General features: G+C 38.7%; 22 protein-coding genes and 1 riboswitch. Of the genes, 4 read left to right on the top strand and 18 right to left on the bottom strand.

Features of this window, described 5'->3' with window-relative positions; all coding sequences use genetic code 11:
- Window positions 1-190: 190 nt before the first annotated feature.
- Both ACEVFT_RS08860 and ACEVFT_RS08855 read right to left on the bottom strand, forming a co-directional pair.
- Window positions 191-499: a monooxygenase gene (locus ACEVFT_RS08860; protein ID WP_393949271.1), complete on the bottom strand. Its 309-nt coding sequence runs from the start codon at window positions 497-499 to the stop codon at window positions 191-193.
- A gap of 14 nt (window positions 500-513) precedes the next feature.
- Window positions 514-1,437, bottom strand: a complete 924-nt coding sequence (locus ACEVFT_RS08855; RefSeq protein WP_393949269.1) for a DsbA family protein — start codon at window positions 1,435-1,437, stop codon at window positions 514-516.
- Between the two features lie 168 nt (window positions 1,438-1,605).
- Here ACEVFT_RS08855 and ACEVFT_RS08850 point away from each other — a divergent pair, with 168 nt between their 5' ends.
- A complete protein-coding gene (locus ACEVFT_RS08850) occupies window positions 1,606-2,178 on the top strand; it encodes a TetR/AcrR family transcriptional regulator (RefSeq protein ID WP_393949267.1) in 573 nt (190 codons plus the stop codon).
- Between the two features lie 142 nt (window positions 2,179-2,320).
- Here the strand turns inward: ACEVFT_RS08850 and ACEVFT_RS08845 are convergent, their stop codons facing one another.
- From ACEVFT_RS08845 to ACEVFT_RS08825, 5 genes are all read right to left on the bottom strand, one after another.
- A complete protein-coding gene (locus ACEVFT_RS08845) occupies window positions 2,321-3,088 on the bottom strand; it encodes an IucA/IucC family C-terminal-domain containing protein (protein WP_393949266.1) in 768 nt (255 codons plus the stop codon).
- Entirely contained in the window at window positions 3,085-3,912 is an 828-nt protein-coding gene (locus ACEVFT_RS08840; RefSeq protein WP_205442072.1) for an ABC transporter ATP-binding protein, read from the bottom strand. The genes ACEVFT_RS08845 and ACEVFT_RS08840 overlap by 4 nt, the downstream gene beginning before the upstream one ends.
- Window positions 3,913-3,960: 48 nt before the next feature.
- Window positions 3,961-5,001: a FecCD family ABC transporter permease gene (locus tag ACEVFT_RS08835; RefSeq protein WP_205442071.1), complete on the bottom strand. Its 1,041-nt coding sequence runs from the start codon at window positions 4,999-5,001 to the stop codon at window positions 3,961-3,963.
- Window positions 4,994-6,010, bottom strand: a complete 1,017-nt coding sequence (locus tag ACEVFT_RS08830; RefSeq protein WP_393949263.1) for a FecCD family ABC transporter permease — start codon at window positions 6,008-6,010, stop codon at window positions 4,994-4,996. The genes ACEVFT_RS08835 and ACEVFT_RS08830 overlap by 8 nt, the downstream gene beginning before the upstream one ends.
- A 133-nt stretch (window positions 6,011-6,143) precedes the next feature.
- Complete coding sequence (locus ACEVFT_RS08825) at window positions 6,144-7,154, bottom strand: ABC transporter substrate-binding protein (protein ID WP_342534117.1); 1,011 nt, start codon at window positions 7,152-7,154, stop codon at window positions 6,144-6,146.
- A 638-nt stretch (window positions 7,155-7,792) separates the two neighbouring features.
- On the opposite strand from ACEVFT_RS08825, the gene ACEVFT_RS08820 reads away from it, so the two are divergent.
- Window positions 7,793-8,098 carry a CotD family spore coat protein gene (locus ACEVFT_RS08820; protein WP_016991980.1) on the top strand — a complete coding sequence of 102 codons (306 nt, stop codon included), beginning with the start codon at window positions 7,793-7,795 and terminating at the stop codon, window positions 8,096-8,098.
- Window positions 8,099-8,198: 100 nt separating this feature from the next.
- On the opposite strand, the gene glnA is transcribed toward ACEVFT_RS08820, so the two are convergent.
- The 3 genes from glnA to ACEVFT_RS08805 all read right to left on the bottom strand — a co-directional run bounded on the left by glnA (window position 8,199) and on the right by ACEVFT_RS08805 (window position 11,374).
- Entirely contained in the window at window positions 8,199-9,533 is a 1,335-nt protein-coding gene (gene glnA / locus ACEVFT_RS08815) for a type I glutamate--ammonia ligase (RefSeq protein WP_205442068.1), read from the bottom strand.
- A 55-nt stretch (window positions 9,534-9,588) separates the two neighbouring features.
- A complete protein-coding gene (locus ACEVFT_RS08810) occupies window positions 9,589-9,966 on the bottom strand; it encodes a MerR family transcriptional regulator (protein WP_004225812.1) in 378 nt (125 codons plus the stop codon).
- Window positions 9,967-10,120: 154 nt separating this feature from the next.
- Entirely contained in the window at window positions 10,121-11,374 is a 1,254-nt protein-coding gene (locus ACEVFT_RS08805) for a methionine gamma-lyase family protein (protein ID WP_205442067.1), read from the bottom strand.
- Between the two features lie 343 nt (window positions 11,375-11,717).
- Here ACEVFT_RS08805 and ACEVFT_RS08800 point away from each other — a divergent pair, with 343 nt between their 5' ends.
- Entirely contained in the window at window positions 11,718-12,323 is a 606-nt protein-coding gene (locus ACEVFT_RS08800) for a trimeric intracellular cation channel family protein (RefSeq protein ID WP_205442065.1), read from the top strand.
- 51 nt (window positions 12,324-12,374) lie between these two features.
- Here the strand turns inward: ACEVFT_RS08800 and cobT are convergent, their stop codons facing one another.
- Together cobT and ACEVFT_RS08790 are read right to left on the bottom strand one after the other, a co-directional pair.
- Entirely contained in the window at window positions 12,375-13,430 is a 1,056-nt protein-coding gene (cobT, locus tag ACEVFT_RS08795) for a nicotinate-nucleotide--dimethylbenzimidazole phosphoribosyltransferase (protein ID WP_393949262.1), read from the bottom strand.
- Window positions 13,431-13,519: 89 nt separating this feature from the next.
- Window positions 13,520-13,695, bottom strand: a riboswitch (cobalamin riboswitch).
- Window positions 13,696-13,778: 83 nt separating this feature from the next.
- Entirely contained in the window at window positions 13,779-14,633 is an 855-nt protein-coding gene (locus ACEVFT_RS08790) for a DMT family transporter (protein WP_393949261.1), read from the bottom strand.
- A 258-nt stretch (window positions 14,634-14,891) separates the two neighbouring features.
- On the opposite strand from ACEVFT_RS08790, the gene ACEVFT_RS08785 reads away from it, so the two are divergent.
- The gene (locus ACEVFT_RS08785; protein WP_393949260.1) at window positions 14,892-15,293 is read left to right on the top strand and encodes a hypothetical protein; all 402 of its coding nucleotides are present in this window, start codon (window positions 14,892-14,894) and stop codon (window positions 15,291-15,293) included.
- A 240-nt stretch (window positions 15,294-15,533) separates the two neighbouring features.
- On the opposite strand, the gene ACEVFT_RS08780 is transcribed toward ACEVFT_RS08785, so the two are convergent.
- The 6 genes from ACEVFT_RS08780 to glpK form a co-directional block, all read right to left on the bottom strand.
- On the bottom strand, window positions 15,534-15,836 hold the full coding sequence (locus ACEVFT_RS08780; protein WP_009371183.1) for a rhodanese-like domain-containing protein: 303 nt from the start codon (window positions 15,834-15,836) through the stop codon (window positions 15,534-15,536).
- 95 nt (window positions 15,837-15,931) lie between these two features.
- Window positions 15,932-16,162 (bottom strand): RNA chaperone Hfq, encoded by a 231-nt coding sequence (hfq, locus tag ACEVFT_RS08775; RefSeq protein WP_004225825.1) that lies wholly within the window; start codon window positions 16,160-16,162, stop codon window positions 15,932-15,934.
- A gap of 97 nt (window positions 16,163-16,259) precedes the next feature.
- Window positions 16,260-17,162 carry a tRNA (adenosine(37)-N6)-dimethylallyltransferase MiaA gene (miaA, locus tag ACEVFT_RS08770; protein ID WP_269898898.1) on the bottom strand — a complete coding sequence of 301 codons (903 nt, stop codon included), beginning with the start codon at window positions 17,160-17,162 and terminating at the stop codon, window positions 16,260-16,262.
- Complete coding sequence (locus tag ACEVFT_RS08765; protein WP_393949257.1) at window positions 17,149-18,066, bottom strand: alpha/beta fold hydrolase; 918 nt, start codon at window positions 18,064-18,066, stop codon at window positions 17,149-17,151. The genes miaA and ACEVFT_RS08765 overlap by 14 nt, the downstream gene beginning before the upstream one ends.
- Before the next feature lie 3 nt (window positions 18,067-18,069).
- Window positions 18,070-19,716: a glycerol-3-phosphate dehydrogenase/oxidase gene (locus ACEVFT_RS08760; protein WP_112117525.1), complete on the bottom strand. Its 1,647-nt coding sequence runs from the start codon at window positions 19,714-19,716 to the stop codon at window positions 18,070-18,072.
- An 18-nt stretch (window positions 19,717-19,734) separates the two neighbouring features.
- Window positions 19,735-21,228, bottom strand: a complete 1,494-nt coding sequence (glpK, locus tag ACEVFT_RS08755; RefSeq protein ID WP_393949255.1) for a glycerol kinase GlpK — start codon at window positions 21,226-21,228, stop codon at window positions 19,735-19,737.
- Window positions 21,229-21,241: the final 13 nt, after the last annotated feature.

The raw sequence follows: 21,241 nt of genomic DNA, 5'->3' as shown, positions 1-21,241 counted from the left end.
ACATAAATCTGTTATAAAACTATTGTAAACGCTACACGCTAGTTGGTTCAACCTCGCAATATTCTGAATATTTATACATCCATTGTTTTTACATTTACTGACCATCCATAATATATAAAAGCCTAACTTCTTTATAAGAAATTAGACTCCTTGATTTAGATAGCAATTCTATTATTGCATCAACGATTTTTTAATGTTTTACTGGACCTTTCGTGATTTTAGTCAGTTTTGAATTGATAGCAAAAATCTTTGCGTTGAGATTTGTGATTCCAAATTCAGCTAATCTTTTTGAATGCATTTCTATATATTGTTCAGCAGCGTGTTTTGTTTCGAACATGTAGATTCCGCCTGCTTCGTTTGTTTCAGGGCTCTCCGTCCAAATTTTCCACAAAAGTCCTTTCTCTTCATTAATACTTCTTGCTAGATCCGAAAATGCTTCTGCCATGTCTTCTCCAAATGGTCCATCCATTTTAAAATCCACCTGTAATACGTATGTCATTGCCATTCTCCTTATTATTTAGTCGTAATATAACATTCACCAAGCATTTCCTTCATTTCATATTGATCTGATGAAAGCTCTTTTTTCACATAAGACGTAACCTCTGACTTTTCCAGATCATACATGACTTCAATTTCTTTCGAAAATAGAAGTTTTTCTTTTTCGAGCAAGCTTAAAAGAGATGGCTGTTGTCTTGGTTGCAGTTCCTCGATATTAAGAACCTGTTTTAGTCCATCCACATAGTTTACAAATGGACGCCCACCAACAATTTTTAAGCCTTTATTGTCCTCATTCATCATAATAATAGTTGGAAACCCTCTAACACCTAGGTTTCTTGCACGGTCAAAATCTTCATTTAATAACTGCTGTCCGATTGTTTGTTGTGACTCATTTACAATGGCCTCTCCATCAAGACCAAGTTTATTTACAATATCAATCATAACGGATTTATCTGCAATATTTTGATTGAATATGAATAGTGCTTCTCTTGCTCTGCGCAAATATTCATAGGCTATAGCATCATGATGATTTTTTTGAATCACTTTAAATACCCGAGATGGTGGGTAGGATGATTGAACTGGATTGTCAATCATGACTGTTCCATCAATTGGCATGCGGTAATATGCACCAACTTCTCTCCAGTGTCCCACAACATCGGCAGGTCCTGATATTCCATTTGCAGGATCAACTGGACCATCACCCCATTTTTCTAGTAATCCTCCCATTATCGTATGAAAGTTAAAATAGTGGCCGTACTGCTCGATAAAACGGCGAAGAACAGGCTCAAGCGCCCAACAATGAGAGCAAATCGGATCAGTTACATAATATACTTCAACGGATTTCTTTGGTTGATTAAAATCAATCATTCCGAATTCCTCCTCTCCAGCTACTCCACATACACCTGTCTCTAAATCACAAATCATAGGATTGTTCTTCATTTTATTTTCCTCTTTTCTTACTTGAATTAAGCATAGAAAGATTACTCTCTCATTTGCCTTACACTTGTATTTTATTCATAATAAAATCATCAAGAAACCAATAATCTATTTGATGCGTTGTTTATACAACACATTTAAGAAATTGTTTAAAAAAGGAGTGACAATAAAATGACCTCACCTAAGACAGACCTTCGCGTTATACGTACGCGTAAATTAATTATGGATTCTTTCATTGAACTTTCTAGTAAAAAAGAATTCAAGGATATTACGGTTAAGGATATTACGACAGAGGCCATGATTAATCGTGCGACTTTTTATTATCATTTCGAAGATATATATGATTTGTTAGAGAAGGTATTATCAGAAGTTTTGTTAGTTAATTTGAATGATGATTTCCTTCAACATAATGAACTTAATGAAGAAGCTTTCGTTATTATCTTTAAAGCAATAACTAATTTTCAAAAGTCATTATCCAATCGGTGTCATAGAGGCTATGAAGAGACGATTGCTCGTATTATTAGAGAACAGCTAGAAATTATTTTTTACAAGATGTTATTGAAACAACATGCAACGACTGAGAACAAAGCACTAAAAATGACTGCGGTTATATTAAGCTGGGGAATCTATGGTGCTTCTATAGAATGGAAAAATAATCATCAGGAGAGACAGCCCGAAGAATTTATCAAATCTGCAATCCCTTATTTATTGGCAGGTATTGATAGTCAAGACAATGTGTTATAGATTAACGTTCACATTTAGAAAGCATTCTGCTAAAGAAGTTTTATTGGCATGCTAGATTTTACAAAGATAGAAAAAGTGAATAAACACTTATATGATTTCATCAGTGTTTATTCACTCTTGGTGGTAGAATATTTTGTTGAGGTTATGATTGTCTTTTTATTTTTGGACAGGAGATACAATAATCATTTGCTTCATCAGAGGTGTGATAATAGAAACAACATGTTTTTCTCAAGCGTACAGGTTGCTCCGATTCTTTGATGGTCACTTTAGGCCCACAATAGTTCGTCAAAGGATTTTTTCTTTCACCAAAAAGGGTGCCTGGTGCTAGGTTTACAATATAGTGATAATCCTCTTGTATACGAACCTTTTCTTGCTCGCTGGCCCCTTCCCTTATTTTCGTTTCATAGAGCCAATTCACATAAATAGCTGTGTTTTCCCATAAGATTGATTTTGGGATTTTACTTATTTTCGTTAATGACTGCCACACCTTCGCTAAATTATTCGCAAAGATTTCTCTAAGAACCTCATCACGCCATTTTTCACGGTCTTCAGTAGGTATTGACACTGTGCTATCGATTAGCCGAATATTTGGAAGCCATGGCTTCGCATATTCGGCTTCTACCCATGTATTTTCGATTCCACACTGTAGTCCTTTATCGTATCTGGACATAGCATAGAATGCTGAAGCCATCGTTAAGACGCTATAGCGCTTCGCAAATAACGATGCCGTAACTAGTGTAGATGGCGAATGGAAGAAGTGGGCAATTTTTTGTAAATAATCTAGCGCTTGTTCAGTATCCAATAGACTTTGGGCACATATAGAATAAGTAGCGTCTACTGCTGGCTCTATCGCCAATCGATAATCTCGTAGTAGCACGGATGATTCTTCAGCTGACAGTGTTAAGCTCAACTGATGCCTACCTCCTCTAGTTCCTTGGTTTGAACTGTTCGTCCCTTGCCATGTGGAACACATAATGGTGTACCAAATATTGGATCTTCAATAATGGTACAATCCATACGAAAAACTTCTTGTACCATCTCAGCTGTCACTACTTCCTCTGGCTTGCCTTGCGCATAGACCTGTTTATTACGCACCGCCACAATATGATGGGCATAGCGACAGGCTAAGTTTAAATCGTGCAATACCATAACGACTGTACGGCCTTCATTTTCATTTAAATCAAATAGTAAATCTAAAATTTCTACTTGGTGAGCCATATCTAAATAAGTTGTAGGTTCATCTAGTAAAATAAGATCTGTTTTTTGAGCCAATGTCATGGCAATCCATACACGTTGCCGCTGACCACCTGATAATGCATCTACTGGTCGATCCGCAAATTCAGTCATCTGCGTTACCTCAAGTGCATTGTTCACAATTTTTTCATCCTCTGTAGACCATTGCTTTAACCAGCTCTGATGCGGATAACGACCTTGTTTAATCAATTGCTGAACAGTTAATCCTTCTGGCGCAACAGGACCCTGCGGTAGAATAGCTAAACGTTTCGCCACCTCTTTCGTTGAAATGGCATCGAGTTTATTATCATCTAAGAAAATTTCACCCGACTTCGCTTTTTGTAGCCGTGCAAACGTTCGTAGTAGCGTAGATTTCCCACAACCGTTGGCCCCTACTAGTACCGTAATTTTCCCTTTTGGTATTTGAAGATTCAAATCTTCCAATATAAGATTTTCACCATAGCTTACATGTAAATTTTGTGCCTCTAAAACATTTTTCAAAATCCTGTCACCTTCTTCTCACGCTTTTAACTTTTTTATCATGAAGCTTTATTGATTGCGCGTTCTAAATAATAAATAAATAAAGAATGGTGCGCCAATTGCAGCAGTAAAGACACCTGTTGGTAAATCCTTTGGTAAAAAGGCTGTTCGTGCCACAATATCAGCTACAATGACAATGATTCCACCTATAATAGCTGTCACAGGAATTAACCCTGCAAAGGAACGCCCTACAAGCATTCTGCTCATATGAGGGGCCACTAATCCAACAAAGGCAATGCCACCAGCAAAAGCGACAGCAGAGCCAGCTAGCATCACACTAATGAGTAGAAAAAGCAAACGATACACTTGCACTTTTACACCTAGCCCTATCGCTATTTCATCGCCTAATTCCTTCACATTCACCGTTCTTGCTAAAATAAATGTTAGTGGTAATAAAATAACTAGCCATGGTAATAGCAAATAGACATCCTGCATATTCGCCCCATACAAACTACCTGTCAGCCATAAATAGGCCTTCGTTGTTGCGGCTACATTACTGATCACAAGCAACATCGTCACAACGGCCTTTGCTAAGGCTGAAATCCCAATACCAATAAGCACCATACGTATAGGTGTGACGCCTTTTCTCCATGACAGTAGATAAATGATAAAGGAGACAATGCCTGCACCTAAAATCGCAGCTAACGGTAAAAATTGAATGCTGACTGACCCCATAAAGTACACGATAAAGATAATTGCCCCCATGGATGCACCACTCGTTACACCGATAATATCTGGAGCAGCAAGTGGGTTACGGATAATTCCTTGTAAAATTAAACCGGCAACTCCTAGCGCAGCACCAACTAATAATGCCATCAATACGCGTGGAAGCCTTAATGTATGTAAAACAAAATCATAATCTCCATTGCCATAGCCCAATAATTCTTTCACCACTGTAAAAGGATGGATAAACTCGCTACCCGCAGATAAACCCAGAATCGTTATGATGACTAATAATAAGCTTAATAGTAGTAGTATCCAACCTGTTCTTTTAGCAATTTGAAAAGAGATACGATTAGATTTCGTTCGAACTGTTACATAATTAGGCATTTTTTGCTAACCCCTTTCGTGCAATATAGATGAAGAAAGGAGCTCCGATTAAGGCTGTCATGACACCTATTGGCATTTCTAATGGCATAATCACATACCTCGCCGCTATATCAGCCAACAGTAGCAATATCGCTCCCAACACCGCACTATACGGAATAATCCAGCGATAATCCGTCCCAACAAGATGGATCGCCATATGAGGGACAATCAAGCCAATAAAGCCTATTGAACCTGCAACCGCTACTGAGCTGCCTGCAAGTATAATAATAATGATGCCTAATGTGATTTTCGTCATCATTGTTCGTTGTCCTAATCCTTTGGCAATATCATCACCTGATTGTAAAATATTTATCGAACGCCCCATAAATATTGCCACAACAGTAACCACTAAAATAAACGGTAGGACAGGTATGAGCATTTCAATGCTACGACCCGATACAGAACCTGCTAACCAAAACAGGACACTTTGTAAACCTTGTTCATCAATGACTAAAAGTCCCTGCGTAAACGAGACAAATAGAGCTGTAATCGCTGCACCAGCTAATACTATTTTAATCGGTGTTAAACCTTCTCTTCCTAATGAACCTAGGAAAAATACCATAGCTCCCGCGGCACCTGCTCCTAAAAAAGCAATCCACATATAGCTCATTAAAGATTGAATGGAAAAAAGAGTAATGGCACTGACAATAAAAAATATGGCTCCTGCATTAATACCTAAAATATCAGGAGCTGCTAAAGGATTTCTTGTTAATGCTCGCATTAATGCCCCCGCAATGGCAAGGCTTGCGCCAACTACTGTAGCGATCACAGCTCTTGTAAATCTAGATGTTCGAATAATGACATGCTCCTTATTAGCAGCATCAAAATGAAAAAAAGCATCATAGATTGACGAGAAAGGTATGGGCGTTTGACCAATAGCTATGCTGATTATAAATGCCAGCAAAAGGATCAAACAACTGATGAATAAGCCTATTTGTTTCATCGGGGTACTAGAAAGAATAATTCTCATTTTATGCCAACTTTCTTGATCCACAATTTATCTTATGCATATAGCTGTAGGTTTCAATTATGCTCAAACACTACAATGAGAGGGCTGTTATTCAAGTATTCTCTAACACTTTTAACAGCCCATCCCTCATTCACTATTTTTCTAATTCAAACTTGTCATAAATATCATCTAGCATTAAATTAGCACTAATAATGCCACCTGCTAGATTCCAATTGATTTCATCTACTTGGTAAACTTGATTTGCTTTCACTGCGTCAAGCTCTTTCCATAGTGGATGGTTTGTCCAATCTTCATAAGTTTTTTTCACTGTTTCATCATTTTCCATAAACATATAAATAACATCCGCATTCATTTGTGTAATGCTTTCCTTATCAGTTAGCTTCACAATTTCTAAAGAATCATCTGTTAAATTTTTAGGACCTTGGAATCCAAGCTCAGATAAAATAGAACCCGCATACCCTGTCACATAAATACGAGCATGGTCTGCTCTGAAGTTGACAACAGAAACATGGAATGGCCATTTGTCTCCAAGTTTCTCTTTGATTTTTGTTTGGAAATCAGCAACTCGCGTATCCCAATTGCCTAGTAATTCTTTCACCTTATCTTCTTGATTCATTGCTTGACCCATCATTTCAGCTGTTCCTTTGAAATCGAAAACTGTTTCATGAGCAACGGTTGGAGCAATCTGTGATAACTGATCATAGATTTCTTCATGACGTACTTTAGAAGCAATAATTAAATCTGGTTTTAGCTTTGCAATTTCTTCAAGGTTTGGTTGTGTTTCTTGTCCCACAATTGCAACGCCATCAAGATCATTTTTCATATAATTATAAACAGGCGCTTCAGCCCAAGATTCTACTACCCCAACTGGCTTAATGCCCATTGCTACTGCAACATCTGTAGCACCTTGATATAGTGTAACGATTTTTGTAGGTGTTCCTTCAATCGTTGTAGTACCCATAGCATGTGTAATCTCGCGACTAGTAGCTTCTGATTCTGTGTTACTTTCTTCTGCTTTGTCATTTTCTTGTGAACTACTGGAGTTCGATGATTTCTCCCCACAACCCACTAGTAATAACGCGAAGGTTAATAGCAGTGTGAAAAGTACAAAAAAATTCTTTTTTTGTAGTGATAATTTTGGCATATATTTCCTCCTAAGAAATGGTCGACAACGATAATCATTATCAATTAAAGAGTATACTGTACGTTTGTTTTATTGACAATATGTATTTTTTCAAAAAACATACTTTTTTAATAAAAATTTATTTTAAATTAAAAATTCATGACATTGAACCAATTCGATTGCTCTAGACAATGAGCGAATGACGCTAGGAAGAACGTTTATTATTCAACCTATTCATCGTGTCGGAAAACAAGCAAATGGATGATTGTTATGACTCATTACTTCTTCACATTGAAAATATGCGCCTTCCCTTTCTCTAAAAAGTAGAAATAATGGGCTATTTTGTTCACTACTGTAAGTATGATTTGCAGCATGGTTGAGGGGAGGCAGATCATTGCCCACGAAAAGGACACTAGCGGAACGGAAATCACCCCTCGCCTTGCAAATTTGCTTTTTTTGTCGTTGACATCATCTTTTTTCAACAACATGGAATGCTTTCATTTCACTCACTGGCGTAGGCAAGTTGATTAAAGATTTTCTAGCATTTTAGTTACTTGTTAGATTTACCTATGCATTAATAGGCAAATAAATAGACCCTATCGACGTATATCTCATATCTTAATAATGAACTACAACTTATCAAAACAGGAGGTAATAACATGTTTCAACGAAGACGCCATCCGGCAAAAGGTCCACACTGCTGTCCGCCACAAATGATGCCAATGCAATATGATCCACCGCAGTTTTTACCACCAGAGCAATATGTTCGCACAAATTATATCCATACGGTTGTTCCCCATGTTCAACCAGCACACGTTACAACGGTGAACAAACATATGATTGATCATCAGTACTATTTCCCATGCACAGAGTCTGTTGTTAACGAATGCTGTGAAACACATACAATGTGCGGTATGCCACCTAACCCTTGCCATATGCCACACCATCATAAACATATGCGCTAATCATAAAATAACGATGGGGTTATCACACGACCCCATCGTTCCTAATAAGTTTAGACAAAAAAACCGAGTAACCTTTATGAGGCACTCGGTATCTTTATGATTAATACATTTTTAAATATTGATCGCGTTCCCATTGATGAACGGTTGTACGGTACATATCGAACTCAATTTCTTTTGCTTCTTTAAAGTTTGCATAAATATGCTCACCTAAAGCTGCTTGCGCTACTTTATCTTTAGCAAGTAATGTTAGTGCATCATCAAGTGCTGCTGGTAAGTTTTCAATACCATTTGCTTGACGCTCTTCTTCAGACATCACATAGATATTGCGGTTAATAGCTGCTGGTGGCGTTAAGTTTTGACGAATACCTTCAAGACCTGCCTCTAAAATAACAGCCATTGCTAAATATGGGTTTGCTGAAGGGTCCACAGAACGTACTTCTACACGAGTTGAAAGACCACGTGCTGATGGAATACGAATTAATGGTGAACGGTTTTGTGCAGACCAAGCTACATAACAAGGTGCTTCATAACCTGGTACTAGACGTTTATAAGAGTTAACTGTTGGATTTGTTACAGCTGTGAAACCTTGTACGTGTGCAAGAACACCCGCCATGAATTGCATAGCTGTTTCAGAAAGACCTAATTCTGTAGATTCATCATAGAACGCATTTTCCTTGCCTTTAAATAGTGACACGTTAAAGTGCATACCAGAGCCTGCTTCACCAAATAGTGGTTTTGGCATAAATGTAGCGTGTAGGCCATGTTTACGAGCAATTGTTTTAACTACTAATTTGAATGTTTGGATGTTATCACACGCAGTAACAGCATCAGCATATTTAAAGTCGATTTCGTGTTGTCCTGGAGCTACCTCATGGTGTGATGCTTCAATTTCAAAGCCCATTTCTTCTAGCTCTAATACGATATCACGACGGCAGTTTTCGCCAAGATCTGTTGGAGCTAAGTCGAAGTAGCCACCATGGTCATTTACTTCTAACGTTGGCTCTCCTTTTGCATCTAATTTGAATAAGAAGAATTCTGGCTCAGGCCCTAAATTGAAGCTTGAGAAGCCCATTTCTTCCATTTTTTTAAGAATACGTTTTAGGTTGTTACGTGGGTCACCAGCAAACGGTTCGCCTTTCGCAGTGTATACGTCACAGATGAGACGTGCCACTTTCCCTTTTTCAGAAGTCCAAGGGAATACTACGAAAGTATCAAGATCAGGATATAAATACATATCAGATTCTTCGATTCGAACGAAACCTTCAATAGATGAGCCATCAAACATCATTTTATTTTCTAATGCTTTGTCTAATTGACTTACAGGAATCTCAACGTTTTTGATTGTGCCAAGAATATCTGTAAATTGTAAACGAATAAAGCTTACGTTTTTTTCTTCGATGAGACGTTTAATGTCCTCTTTTGTGTATTTACCCACAGTTTTCCACACTCCTATAATTTGTCTAGCTTTTATGTTTACCCTACCCTATTTATTAATAGAATCGAGATAAATCCCCTCGTCGGATGGATGATTTTTGCATGCGCTGTGCTTGACGCATTTCTTCGCGCATAATTTGGCGTAATTCTGAATCACTTAAATCTTGTTCATCAGTTGTAGCAACAGGATTTTTCTTTTTAGCAAATATTTTTTTAATCTTCGCCATATTCATACCCTGTTCTAAGTAGTCTTTAACCTCAAGCAATGTATCGACATCATTTAGTGAAAACATACGTCGATTGCCTTCTGTTCGGTGCGGCTCAATTAAATGGTGTTCTTCATAATAACGAATTTGTCTTGCCGAAAGCTCTGTTAATTGCATCACAATACTCATCGATAATAACGGCATAGTTCGTCTAATTTCACGACTCATTTAAGTCCTCCTCCAATACCCGCTTATCATATAACGAAATTTTTTCACTGTCAACCAACCATGTAAGGTTATCTAACATGGTTGGTACTATTTTTTTCAATCTCATAGAAAATTGTAAAAAACTATTCATATTTAGGCTTAATCTATTGTCTTGTTATGATTTTTGAATGGCTTGAACCGCACTACAAATTGCAAATTTAACGTGTTCATATGTTAGTCCACCTTGGATAAAAGCAGTAAATGGCGGTCGTATTGGGCCATCTGCTGTCAGCTCAATGCTGGAACCTTGAATAAACGTTCCAGCCGCCATGATGACATCATCTTCATAGCCTGGCATATATGCTGGTTCCGGAGCATAATGGGCATTGATTGGTGAATTCGCTTGTATTTCACGACAAAAGGCAATCATTTGCTGCGCTGTTTGGAAAGACACAGATTGAATTAAATCTGTACGTTTCGCATGATAGCTTGGAGAAGTGTTCATACCGATTTCCTCCAGCATTCCAGCTGTAAAGATCGCACCTTTTAATGCTTGCGATACAACATGTGGCGCTAGGAAAAATCCTTGATAAAAATCACCTAGTGTATTTAATGTGGCTCCCGCTTCTGCACCTATACCTGGAGATGTCATGCGGTAGGCACATTTCTCCACTAAATCTGCTCGGCCAGCAATATAGCCTCCGATTTTCGCCAATCCTCCACCAGGATTTTTAATGAGCGAGCCAGCCATTAAGTCAGCACCAACTTCTGTAGGTTCCTGCGCCTCTACGAACTCACCATAGCAGTTATCTACAAAAATAACAGCTTCCGGGGCTAATTTACGTACCTTTGCACACATATCAGCAATTTCATCAATCGTAAAGGATGGACGTGTTGCATAGCCTTTTGAACGTTGAATGGCAATCATTTTTGTTTGTGTTGTAATGGCCGCTTCTACACCTGCCCAATCAATGGCCTGGTTATCTAGTAAATCCACATGTCGATAACCGATTTTATAATCTTTCAGTGAGCCTGTATCTTTATCACCACCATCAACAATGGATTGCAATGTATCATATGGCTGACCAGAAATATAAAGCAGCTCATCACCAGGACGCAAAACACCGAATAGACTAAGCGTGATTGCATGTGTCCCTGAAATAATTTGGGGGCGAACAATGGCAGCCTCTGCTCCAAATACTTCCGCATAAACACGTTCTAGGTTATCCCTTCCCTCATCATCATAGCCATAGCCGTTAGATGGATGTAAGTGGTAGTCACTCACTTGATGCTTGCGAAATGCTGCTAGCACCTTCTGCTGGTTATAAAATGCCATTTCTTCTACCTTGGCATGATAAGGCCGCACTTGCTCCTCTATTTTTGTCGCTAAGGATATCGTTTGTGTAGATAAATTTGATGTAAACGTCATTCTTTCTTCTCCATTTCACAATTGTCCCGCATTTCATTCAGTAAGATTTATTGACTATCTAAATTGACATCAATCACTCTAGAATTCCCTAACCAAACACTGGTATATAAATGCTTTTGACGAATGTTTTTCTTTATTTTAATCACATTTTATCAATTTGTATGTGCACCTGTAAAACTTGCCTATTGTTTCTAAAGGAATTTTACGCTAAGCTAATGTGCGGACTTATTTCAAGAAGCGTATTTAATGACTGATTTTGGCTATTAAATTCATAGATTCTGTTACGTAAAAAAGTCTTTTAACTTATAAAAAAGTTTATTTATTGATAGAAGGGGTGAAAGGGATGGCTTGGGAGGTTTTTAGTATTATAGGAACAATTGCCTTTGCTATTTCTGGGGCAATCATTGCCATGGAAGAAGAATACGATTTATTCGGTGTATATATACTTGGTATTGTTACGGCCTTTGGTGGTGGAGCAATTCGAAATTTACTCATCGGACTACCTGTCACAACACTATGGGGGCAGGATATGATGTTTCAAATTGCACTGGCTGCAATTACGATATTCTTTATTTTTCCACATCATCTGATTCAGCATTGGCATCGTTGGGGTAACTTCACAGATGCTATTGGCTTATCAGCATTCGCTATTCAAGGGGCACTCTATGCTGTGAAGCTTGATATGCCAATTAGCGCGGTCATTGTAGCTGCAGTTTTGACAGGTTCAGGTGGTGGTATTGTACGAGATTTATTAGCTAGACGAAAACCACTAGTTCTCCGTGATGAAGTCTATGGTGTTTGGGCAGCTCTCGCAGGGCTGATAATCGGATTTGAGGTTTTTACAGGGGACATTTTCCTTTATATTTTATTCGCAGTAATTACAGCGTTACGTATTCTTTCCTATATGATGAAGTGGCGCTTGCCATTACGAAAATTAAATCGTGCATAAATACCATTCAGCCAATGACCAAAAATTAAGTCATTGGCTGTTTTATTGTTTTTATCTTTTTAACAACTGCATTGATTCTTCTAAAGTCACCATATTTTTCATCATCGAGCAGGCTGCATCTAAAATGGGAAAGGCTAGGGCTGCACCAGAGCCTTCACCTAAACGCATATTCATGTACAACATTGGTTCAATGCCAAATAATGCAGCGGCAATTTTAGCCCCTGGTTCCTCTGAGACATGGGAAGGAATAATATAATCTTTTACTTTTGGTTCGAGCTTATAAGCAATGAGCGCGGCAATAGTTGAAATAAATCCATCAATGACAACAGGTTTACGATGGACTGCAGCGCCAAGTATAATGCCTATCATCGCCCCTATCTCTAACCCGCCAACCTTAGCTAGAACATCGATGACATCTTTAGGATTAGGCGTATTTAAGCTAATTGCTTTTTCAATAATCGCCGCTTTATGGGCAATTCCACCTTGACCAACTCCTGCTCCAAATCCTGTTACTTCAATTGGGTCACAGTCAGTTAGAACAGCTAATATCGCAGCACTCGGTGTTGTATTGCCGATGCCCATTTCCCCAGTTCCAAGTACATTGGCACCTTTTCTGATTTCCTCTGTTGCCACACGAATTCCTACTTCAATGGATTGAATAGCCTCTTCTCTAGACATAGCTGGACCTTGTGCCATGTTATCTGTACCATATTTAATTTTATGAATGAGGACACCTGCATCAAGTGGAATATCTTCTTTTACCCCAACATCTACTGTTACTACCTTTGCATTGGTAATGCCCGCAATCGCACAAACACCTGTACCTCCCTTAGGAAAATTTAATGTTTGAAAGACCGTCACATCTTGTGGATTCGTGGTTACACCCTCCTCACAAACACCGTGGTCTGCTGCACAAACAATGATGACTTTTTTATCAATCACCGGAAATAATTGTCCAGTTATGCCAGAAAGCTGCACGGCAATGGACTCTAGTTTTCCTAAACTGCCAGGGGGCTTACATAGGGCATCTATACGCTGTCTAGCTTGCTCCATCACCTTCAGGTCAGCACCTTGGATGTTTTGTATCGTGTCTTGTAGTAATTGCATGATAATTGCTCCTCTCTTTTTAAGACAAAAAGAAAAAGTCTGTAGTTTATTGTCATGACAAATAAACTACAGACTTTTCCATCATCTATATCTTCTAAAGCATGTAGGCAGGTCTCCTGGCTCAAGTTCAACATCTCATAGCACCTTCCCAGCAATTTGCTAGTGGCATTCACTATGAAACTCCCTTATACAGTGGCGGGTCCGCTAAAGCTTTTCACTTTATTCCCTATTCTCCCTATTGGGCACCTATTGCTTTTATTTAACTACTTTAAATCTACGACAGCTCACTTTTCCTGTCAATATGTGAAAAGTAAACTTGTAAAACTAAACAATAAACTATAAAGTGGCTTATGTCTTTTCCAATTCACTTAGTAATGTTGAGCCTAATAGAAGAACAGCCCCTATTATTTGTAGGACTGTCATTTGTTCACCAATAATCATTGTTGAGATTACTAATGATGTCAGTGGATCAATATAGCTAAGAATGGCTATACTTTGACCTTTTAGCTGAGACATACCTAAAAAGAACAAAAAGAACCCCACACCTGCATGCACAATACCAAGTACAATTAATACTAGAACGAACCCAAAACTAATTTGCATCACTTGGAAACCCGTAGTCCCTACAATATAGAGACAGAGGAAAAATGCAGCTAAAGAGAGTTGGATAATTGTATTTTCGGGCTCTTTTAAACCACGAATACGTTTATTTGTAAAGGTTAGTACCGTGTAAAAGCATGCTGCGATCAAACCATAGACAATACCAATAAAGTGACCACTGTTGTCTATGCTTTGACTTTGGACAATCAAAAATAGACCTATTAATGCTACACCAACATACACTATTTTTCTCCCTACTAACTTCTCTTTTAAAATAATAGGAGATAAACAGATGACTAGTACTGGCGCAAAATAATAACTTAGTGCTGCATTAGCAATGGTCGTTTCCTTATAAGCCTGAAATAAAAATATCCAATTACCGCATAATGCTAAACTTGAAAACATTAACGGCCATTTATTTTGGACAATCGTGATCCTCGAAAAGCTTTCCTTTTTATAAACAAATATGGCCAACAAAAAACAAGAGCCAATGATACTCATCCAAAAGGCAATTTCACTTGAGGATAAAGGAATAAACTTCGCAAAAACACCGACAGCGCCAAAAATAATCATGGACAATACAAATGCTAATTTTCCGCTCATTACAAATTCCTACTTTCTACGTATATCGTTTTAGCCTATACAGTAGAATCTATCGAAATGAGCAAGCTATTATCGAATGCCTAAACAGTAGATTCTACTGCAAAGACATTGTTGGGGGTGCTATGGATCGAAACATACAAAATCCCTCCTTCATTCACTATAATCATAACATATTTCTGAAAATTCGGGATTTAAAATATTAAAATTAGGGTAAGGTTCAGCAAGTAATAAAACGATGAAAAGTTAGGGGAAGATACGATGAATGCAAAAGAATTAAGAAACGCCATTGCTGAAACCTGTGAAACGCATGATAGCCTCTATGCCAAGTTGGTAAAACCGATCAATCAGCTGCTAATAAATGTCGACGCTTCTATTAGTGAAGAGACAGCAAATAAAATACTAGAAAACTTAAAGTTATTTCATAGTGGTGATAAATACATTACGGAGTGTCATTTCGAGGAGAGTCAAAATTTCTTGAAAGACGGCATTGAGCTTCTCCAAAAGGGTGATTTGGCGAATGGAGCACTACAAATTTATGGCGCTGGTCTAAACTTTGCTAGCTATGCTTCAAAGGTACAGGGACAAAAAAATGTTCATCTCTACAAAAATTTTGAAGAGAATTTTAATTTCATCATGGACTCCCTGAAAAAACAAGCATAAGAAAAACAAAACCAGCAATAGCTTTTTTTGTGAAAGGTGAAAATGGTTTCCGTTGCAGGCTACTTGCTTTCCTGTGGGCGAACGCTAGTGAGGGAAGGCTCATCGGACGCCCCCTGGAAAGGACGCTGGCAGAGCGGAAATCAACCCCTACCTTGCCAAAAGGTCTTTTTCTGCTAGTGACACGATTTTTTTCAACAACATAAAAAAAGAAAGAGTATATGCTCTTTCTTTTTTCATGGTTTATTTAAATTCTAATTCTCCATCATAAGCCAGCATGCCGCCTTCAAGGTTTGTTACATCAAATCCTTGTGCCTCTAAGTAAGCACACGCATTGGCAGAACGAGCTCCAGCCTTACATACAATAATATATGGCTTTTCTACATCTAATTCCTCTAAACGTTCAGGGATAGTTCCGAGTGCAATATGTTGAGCACCTGGGATCATGCCATGGGCTACTTCATCCTCTTCACGTACATCGATAATATATAGGTCCTCATTTGCATCTAACAGATCTAATAATTGTGTTGTTTCCATTGTTTTCATAAACTTTGTCCTCCAAAATATCAAATTCCACTATCATTATAGCTTGTAGCAAAAAAAACAGCCAGTGTGAGAACACTAACTGTTTAACAAACTTATTATACTTCTGTCTCTAAAAACTCTATTTGTTTTGCTGGTACGAATGTAGAAATGGCATGCTTATAGATTAGGTGCTGCTTATTTTCAGCATCAAGTAGTAATACTGTAAAATTATCATATGATTTCACAGTCCCTTTTAACTGAAATCCGTTTAATAGAAATACAGTTACAAAAACACTGTTTTTACGTAGTTGGTTCAAGAACGTATCTTGCAAATTGATTGATTTCATCAAATAGCCTCCCTACTAACTTTCTACCTCTTCATTCCTATAGTAGCATGTTCTACCAATTTATCAATTAGTAATTTTTAGAAATTTTTCTTTATTCTTATAATCGATCATCCGGCGTAATAAAATGGACATCCATTTTATTACGGAAATAAGTAAGCTGTCTTTTTGCATAGCGACGGGAATTTTGTTTTAAGCTATCAAGGGCTTCCTCTAGGGTACATTTGCCATCTAAATAATCATATAATTCTTTATACCCGATGGCTTGTATAGACTGCACTCCACGGATATTTTGCTGCCATAATCCCTTCACCTCTTGCAGAAGACCATTTTCCACCATTAAATCAACACGACGATTAATACGGTCATATAGCACGTCACGGGACATGTTTTGACCTAGCCCTAAAATAACATGGTCGTAAAGGGGTACTTCCCCTCGATTTTGCGCTTCCGCTGCTTTTGATACACCGCTTAATTCCAGCATTTCTAATGCACGAATAACACGACGTGTATTGTTTGGATGGATTGTCTCCGCTGTTTGAGGGTCTAGTTGTTTTAGTTTGTCATGCATTGCCTCAGGGCCAAGCTTTGCTAATTCCTCATAGTAGGCTTTTCGTGCTTCTTCATCTACTTTTTCATCAGTAAATTGGAAATCATAGAGGACAGCTTGTACATATAAGCCAGAGCCTCCTACTATTATAGGTAATTTTTGACGAGCTTGTATTTCCGCGATCTTCGCACGTACTAATTTTTGATAATCTGCTACCGAAAAAGATTCTGTAGGCTCTAAAAAGCTAAGTAAATGATGAGGAACGCCCTCCATCTCTTCTTCGGTAATTTTAGCTGTCCCAATATCGAGCCCTTTATAAACTTGCATGGAATCACCATTAATGACTTCACCGTGATATTTTTTTGCCAGTTCAATGCTTAATGCCGTTTTACCTGAGGCAGTCGGTCCTACTATTGCTACGACCTCTGCCTGCTGCAATTTAGTTTCTATCATATTTTTCTAACCACCGTAATAAAACTTGAAAGACCGCTTCTTGATTGTCTTCATTTAAAATTTCATGTCGTTTATCCTCGAATAAATAAACCGTTACATCCTCTACACCCACCGCTGCTAACTGTTCAGCAACTTTGTAAACGCCTAGCCCCTGTTCACCAACCGGATCTTTACTGCCACTAATCAAGAGAATAGGGAGGTCTTTTCTTACTTTTGCTAATTCTTTTTTACGATTTAGTGTGGCAAAGCCAGTTGTCAAATCCACGAAAAATTGATTCGTTGGAATAAAGCCACAATAGGGATCATCGATATACTTTTCCACCTCTTGTTGTACTGAACATAACCAATCATAGGCAGTCTTCGGATTGGGAAATTGCTTATTAAAGCTACCAAAGCTCAATTGATTTAACAGCTTACTTTCAGTTTCTTTTCCTAGTCCCTTTGCTAAAGCCTTGGCTACTAGATTTCCTACAGCATGCAAGGCTGTCACATTTCCAGTGCCACAGAGAATAACATTATCTACTTGCTCTCCGTATAATTGAATATAGCGTCTAGTAATGAAAGAACCCATACTATGGCCAAAGAGAATTAATGGTACATTAGCGTATGGTACGTGAAGTTGTGTAATCACTTCATGAGCATCTTTTACAACACGCTCAAAGCCGTTTTCTTCAGCAAAAAAGCCCAATGTCCCATTATATGCTGCCGTTTCACCATGCCCACGGTGATCGTGCATCGTCACAACATAGCCTGCTGCGTTGAGTGTTTTCGCAAATGTTAAATAGCGACCGCTGTGCTCTGCCATGCCATGCAAAATGTGAATATGTCCAATACATGGCGTTGAAGGCTCCAATGTTCGCGTGAAGACAAATTGTTCATCCGACATTTGAATATAACGCTCCATCCCTTACTCCCCTTCTTTCACAAAATTTGTTGCATCGTTAATGGCTTGCTCTAATTCAGCAATATATCTATTTTTTTGCTCCTCTGTATAATTTAAGCGTTGTTGCATCACCTGAATCACTTGCTGTTTATAAAGCTTTACTGCTTCAATATCGAAGTATAATAAACCAGTCCGACGGATAAAGAAGTCGCTTGGTGTATAGACCATTTCGGCTTCAATGCCATACAGTAGCATCGCATGTAAGGCAAGAGGCATTGTACTACCATGTTCATGTAAAAATTTCACCCGATCAAATAAGGCATCTACATTCGTGCCATACTTTTGTACGAGATGCTTTGCTTCATCATAATTTAAGCCATATTGTACGCCTTCACGTGCTTTATAGGCAATATAGTCAGGGAAATTAATAGCGTTAATCCCCTTTGCACCAGAAAGTGCTAGCTCACGTGTTAAACAGGCACTTGCATGCTTGTAGCGACGGGATTTCACAATTTTATCCACAATCGTTTCAGCCATTTGGCGATAGCCCGTAAGCTTACCACCCGCAATCGTCATTAAACCACTTGGCGCTGTCCAAATTTCATCTTTCCTTGAAATTTCTGATGGATCCTTACCTTTTTCATAAATCAGAGGTCGGACGCCTGCCCAAGAGGATTCAATTGTGTCTCTTGTGATAGTAGCAGTTGGAAAGACCTTTTTAGCAGCCTCAATTAGATAATCCACATCTTGCTGTGTTGCCACTGGATGTACAGGATTACCTTCATAGACAGTATCCGTAGTCCCTACATAGGTTTTGCCATCTCGTGGAATGGCAAAGGCCATACGACCATCAGCAATATCAAAATAAACAGCTTGCTTTAGCGGGAAATCCTTTTGTTTGAGGACAATATGAACGCCCTTTGTTAGACGTAATTGCTTGTTATCTGCTACTTTATCTTTTTGTCGTACGTCATCAACCCAAGGACCCGTTGCATTCACAATTTGGGCGGCATGGACATTGAGCATTTTCCCCGTCACATGATCCCTCACTTTAATGCCAACAAGCTTTTTCTTTTCATAAATAAATTCCGTCATTTCAGCATAGTTGAGGCAAAGCGCTCCATATTCTACAGCCTTTTTTAATACTTCAATTGTTAGACGGGCATCATCTGTACGGTATTCTACATAATAGCCACCGCCGACTAAGCCATCTTGATTAAGTAAAGGCTCTAATGCCAGGGTTTCCTGAGCATTTAACATCGTTCTACGTTCATGTTTTTTGACGCCCGCCAAGCGGTCATAGACCTTTAATGCCATAGATGTTGTGAAGGGACCGAGTGAACCCTTTTTATATAAAGGTAATAGCATTTTTTCAGGCGTTGTGACATGTACAGCATTATCATAAACAATTTCACGCTCTCGCCCTACCTCGGCTACAACTCCTACATCAAATTGCTTTAAATAACGTAGACCACCGTGAATCAATTTGGTTGAACGGCTCGACGTACCAGCTGAAAAATCCTGCATATCAATTAATGCGACAGAAAGGCCTCTTGATGCGGCATCTAATGCAATTCCTGCACCTGTTATACCACCACCAATGACTAATACGTCAAAGCTATAGTGCTCTAGATAATATAAAATTTTTGGTCGCTGCTCAAATGAAAACATACCTTTCTCCCCCAATAGCTATGATTTAAAAATTCGTGTTGCCTCTACAGCCTTCTGCCATCCTGTATACAGAGCTGTGGCTTGTTCTTCATCCATGTGAGGTTGATAGGTTTCCCCACTCACCCATAATGCAGATAAAGCCTCTTGGTTTGGCCAGAAGCTTGTCGCCAGCCCCGCTAAATAGGCTGCACCGAGTGCTGTTGACTCATTCAGTTTTGCTAGCTCTACTTGTAGCTGTAAAACATCACTTTGGAACTGCATTAAAAATTGATTTTTGACAGCTCCACCATCTACACGGAGTACTTCAATCGGAGTACCTGCTGCTTCTTCCATTGCATCTAGTACATCTTTCGTTTGATAGGCTAATGATTCTAGTGTTGCTCGAATAAAATGTTCTTTTGATGTTCCACGTGTTAACCCGAAAATGGCGCCACGTGCATCTGTATCCCAGTAAGGTGTACCGAGTCCAACAAAGGCAGGGACAACATAAACCCCATCGGTATGATCTACTTTTCTAGCATAGGATTCAGAATCCTCTGCTGTACGAATCATCCTAAGTCCATCGCGTAGCCATTGAATAGCTGACCCTGCTACAAATACACTACCTTCCAATGCATAGGTCACTGTCCCATCAATTCCCCACGCAATGGTTGTCAATAAACCATTTTCCGATGTCACTGCCTGCTCTCCTGTATTTAATAGCATAAAGCAGCCAGTGCCATACGTGTTTTTAGCCATTCCTTTGGTAAAACAAGTTTGTCCAAAAAGTGCGGCTTGCTGATCACCCGCAATTCCAGCTATCGGAATTTTTTCTCCAAAAAATATACTTGGAGCCGTTTCTGTATATATTTCTGATGAATTTCTCACTTCTGGAAGCATGGACATTGGGATAGCTAAAAGCTCACAAAGTTCCTCATCCCACTTCAATTCATGAATATTGTAGAGCATTGTTCGAGCTGCATTTGAGTAATCGGTCACATGAGCCTTTCCCTTTGATAATCGCCAAACAAGCCATGTATCAATCGTCCCAAATAATAAATTCCCATTGTCTGCCTTTTCACGAGCGCCTTCAACATTATCTAAGATCCATTTAATTTTTGTCGCTGAAAAATAAGCATCTAAGCGAAGCCCTGTCTTTTGCTGAAAATGTTCTTCCTGTCCTTGTTCTTTTAAGGTATTCACAATGTCCTGTGTTTGGCGTGATTGCCAGACAATCGCATTGTAAATCGGCTGACCTGTGTGTTTATCCCACACCACTGTTGTTTCGCGCTGATTGGTAATGCCGATCGCATGAACCTCACTTGCTTCATGGCCACTTTCGGTTAATACCGCCGCAATAACGGACAAGATAGAACCCCATATTTCATTGGCATTATGCTCTACCCAGCCAGCCTTTGGAAAAATTTGTTGAAATTCTTTTTGTGCTACATGAACAATTTGACCTTTTTTATCAAATAAAATGGCTCTTGAACTTGTCGTTCCTTGATCAATCGCTAAAATAAATTCACCCATCCATTTTCCCCCT

Source organism: Lysinibacillus sp. PWR01 (assembly GCF_043359455.1).
Taxonomy (GTDB): domain Bacteria; phylum Bacillota; class Bacilli; order Bacillales_A; family Planococcaceae; genus Lysinibacillus; species Lysinibacillus fusiformis_F.
The sequence above is the reverse complement of the archived record's forward strand: the minus strand, read 5'-3'. Positions and strand labels throughout refer to the sequence as shown.

Coding starts and splice junctions, on each gene's coding strand:
- ACEVFT_RS08860 (WP_393949271.1), bottom strand. CDS start 499: ATGACATACGTATTACAGGTGGATTTTAAAATGGATGGACCATTTGGA.
- ACEVFT_RS08855 (WP_393949269.1), bottom strand. CDS start 1,437: ATGAAGAACAATCCTATGATTTGTGATTTAGAGACAGGTGTATGTGGA.
- ACEVFT_RS08850 (WP_393949267.1), top strand. CDS start 1,606: ATGACCTCACCTAAGACAGACCTTCGCGTTATACGTACGCGTAAATTA.
- ACEVFT_RS08835 (WP_205442071.1), bottom strand. CDS start 5,001: ATGCCTAATTATGTAACAGTTCGAACGAAATCTAATCGTATCTCTTTT.
- ACEVFT_RS08830 (WP_393949263.1), bottom strand. CDS start 6,010: ATGAGAATTATTCTTTCTAGTACCCCGATGAAACAAATAGGCTTATTC.
- ACEVFT_RS08825 (WP_342534117.1), bottom strand. CDS start 7,154: ATGCCAAAATTATCACTACAAAAAAAGAATTTTTTTGTACTTTTCACA.
- ACEVFT_RS08820 (WP_016991980.1), top strand. CDS start 7,793: ATGTTTCAACGAAGACGCCATCCGGCAAAAGGTCCACACTGCTGTCCG.
- ACEVFT_RS08810 (WP_004225812.1), bottom strand. CDS start 9,966: ATGAGTCGTGAAATTAGACGAACTATGCCGTTATTATCGATGAGTATT.
- ACEVFT_RS08805 (WP_205442067.1), bottom strand. CDS start 11,374: ATGACGTTTACATCAAATTTATCTACACAAACGATATCCTTAGCGACA.
- ACEVFT_RS08800 (WP_205442065.1), top strand. CDS start 11,718: ATGGCTTGGGAGGTTTTTAGTATTATAGGAACAATTGCCTTTGCTATT.
- cobT (WP_393949262.1), bottom strand. CDS start 13,430: ATGCAATTACTACAAGACACGATACAAAACATCCAAGGTGCTGACCTG.
- ACEVFT_RS08790 (WP_393949261.1), bottom strand. CDS start 14,633: ATGAGCGGAAAATTAGCATTTGTATTGTCCATGATTATTTTTGGCGCT.
- ACEVFT_RS08785 (WP_393949260.1), top strand. CDS start 14,892: ATGAATGCAAAAGAATTAAGAAACGCCATTGCTGAAACCTGTGAAACG.
- ACEVFT_RS08780 (WP_009371183.1), bottom strand. CDS start 15,836: ATGAAAACAATGGAAACAACACAATTATTAGATCTGTTAGATGCAAAT.
- hfq (WP_004225825.1), bottom strand. CDS start 16,162: ATGAAATCAATCAATTTGCAAGATACGTTCTTGAACCAACTACGTAAA.
- miaA (WP_269898898.1), bottom strand. CDS start 17,162: ATGATAGAAACTAAATTGCAGCAGGCAGAGGTCGTAGCAATAGTAGGA.
- ACEVFT_RS08765 (WP_393949257.1), bottom strand. CDS start 18,066: ATGGAGCGTTATATTCAAATGTCGGATGAACAATTTGTCTTCACGCGA.
- ACEVFT_RS08760 (WP_112117525.1), bottom strand. CDS start 19,716: ATGTTTTCATTTGAGCAGCGACCAAAAATTTTATATTATCTAGAGCAC.
- glpK (WP_393949255.1), bottom strand. CDS start 21,228: ATGGGTGAATTTATTTTAGCGATTGATCAAGGAACGACAAGTTCAAGA.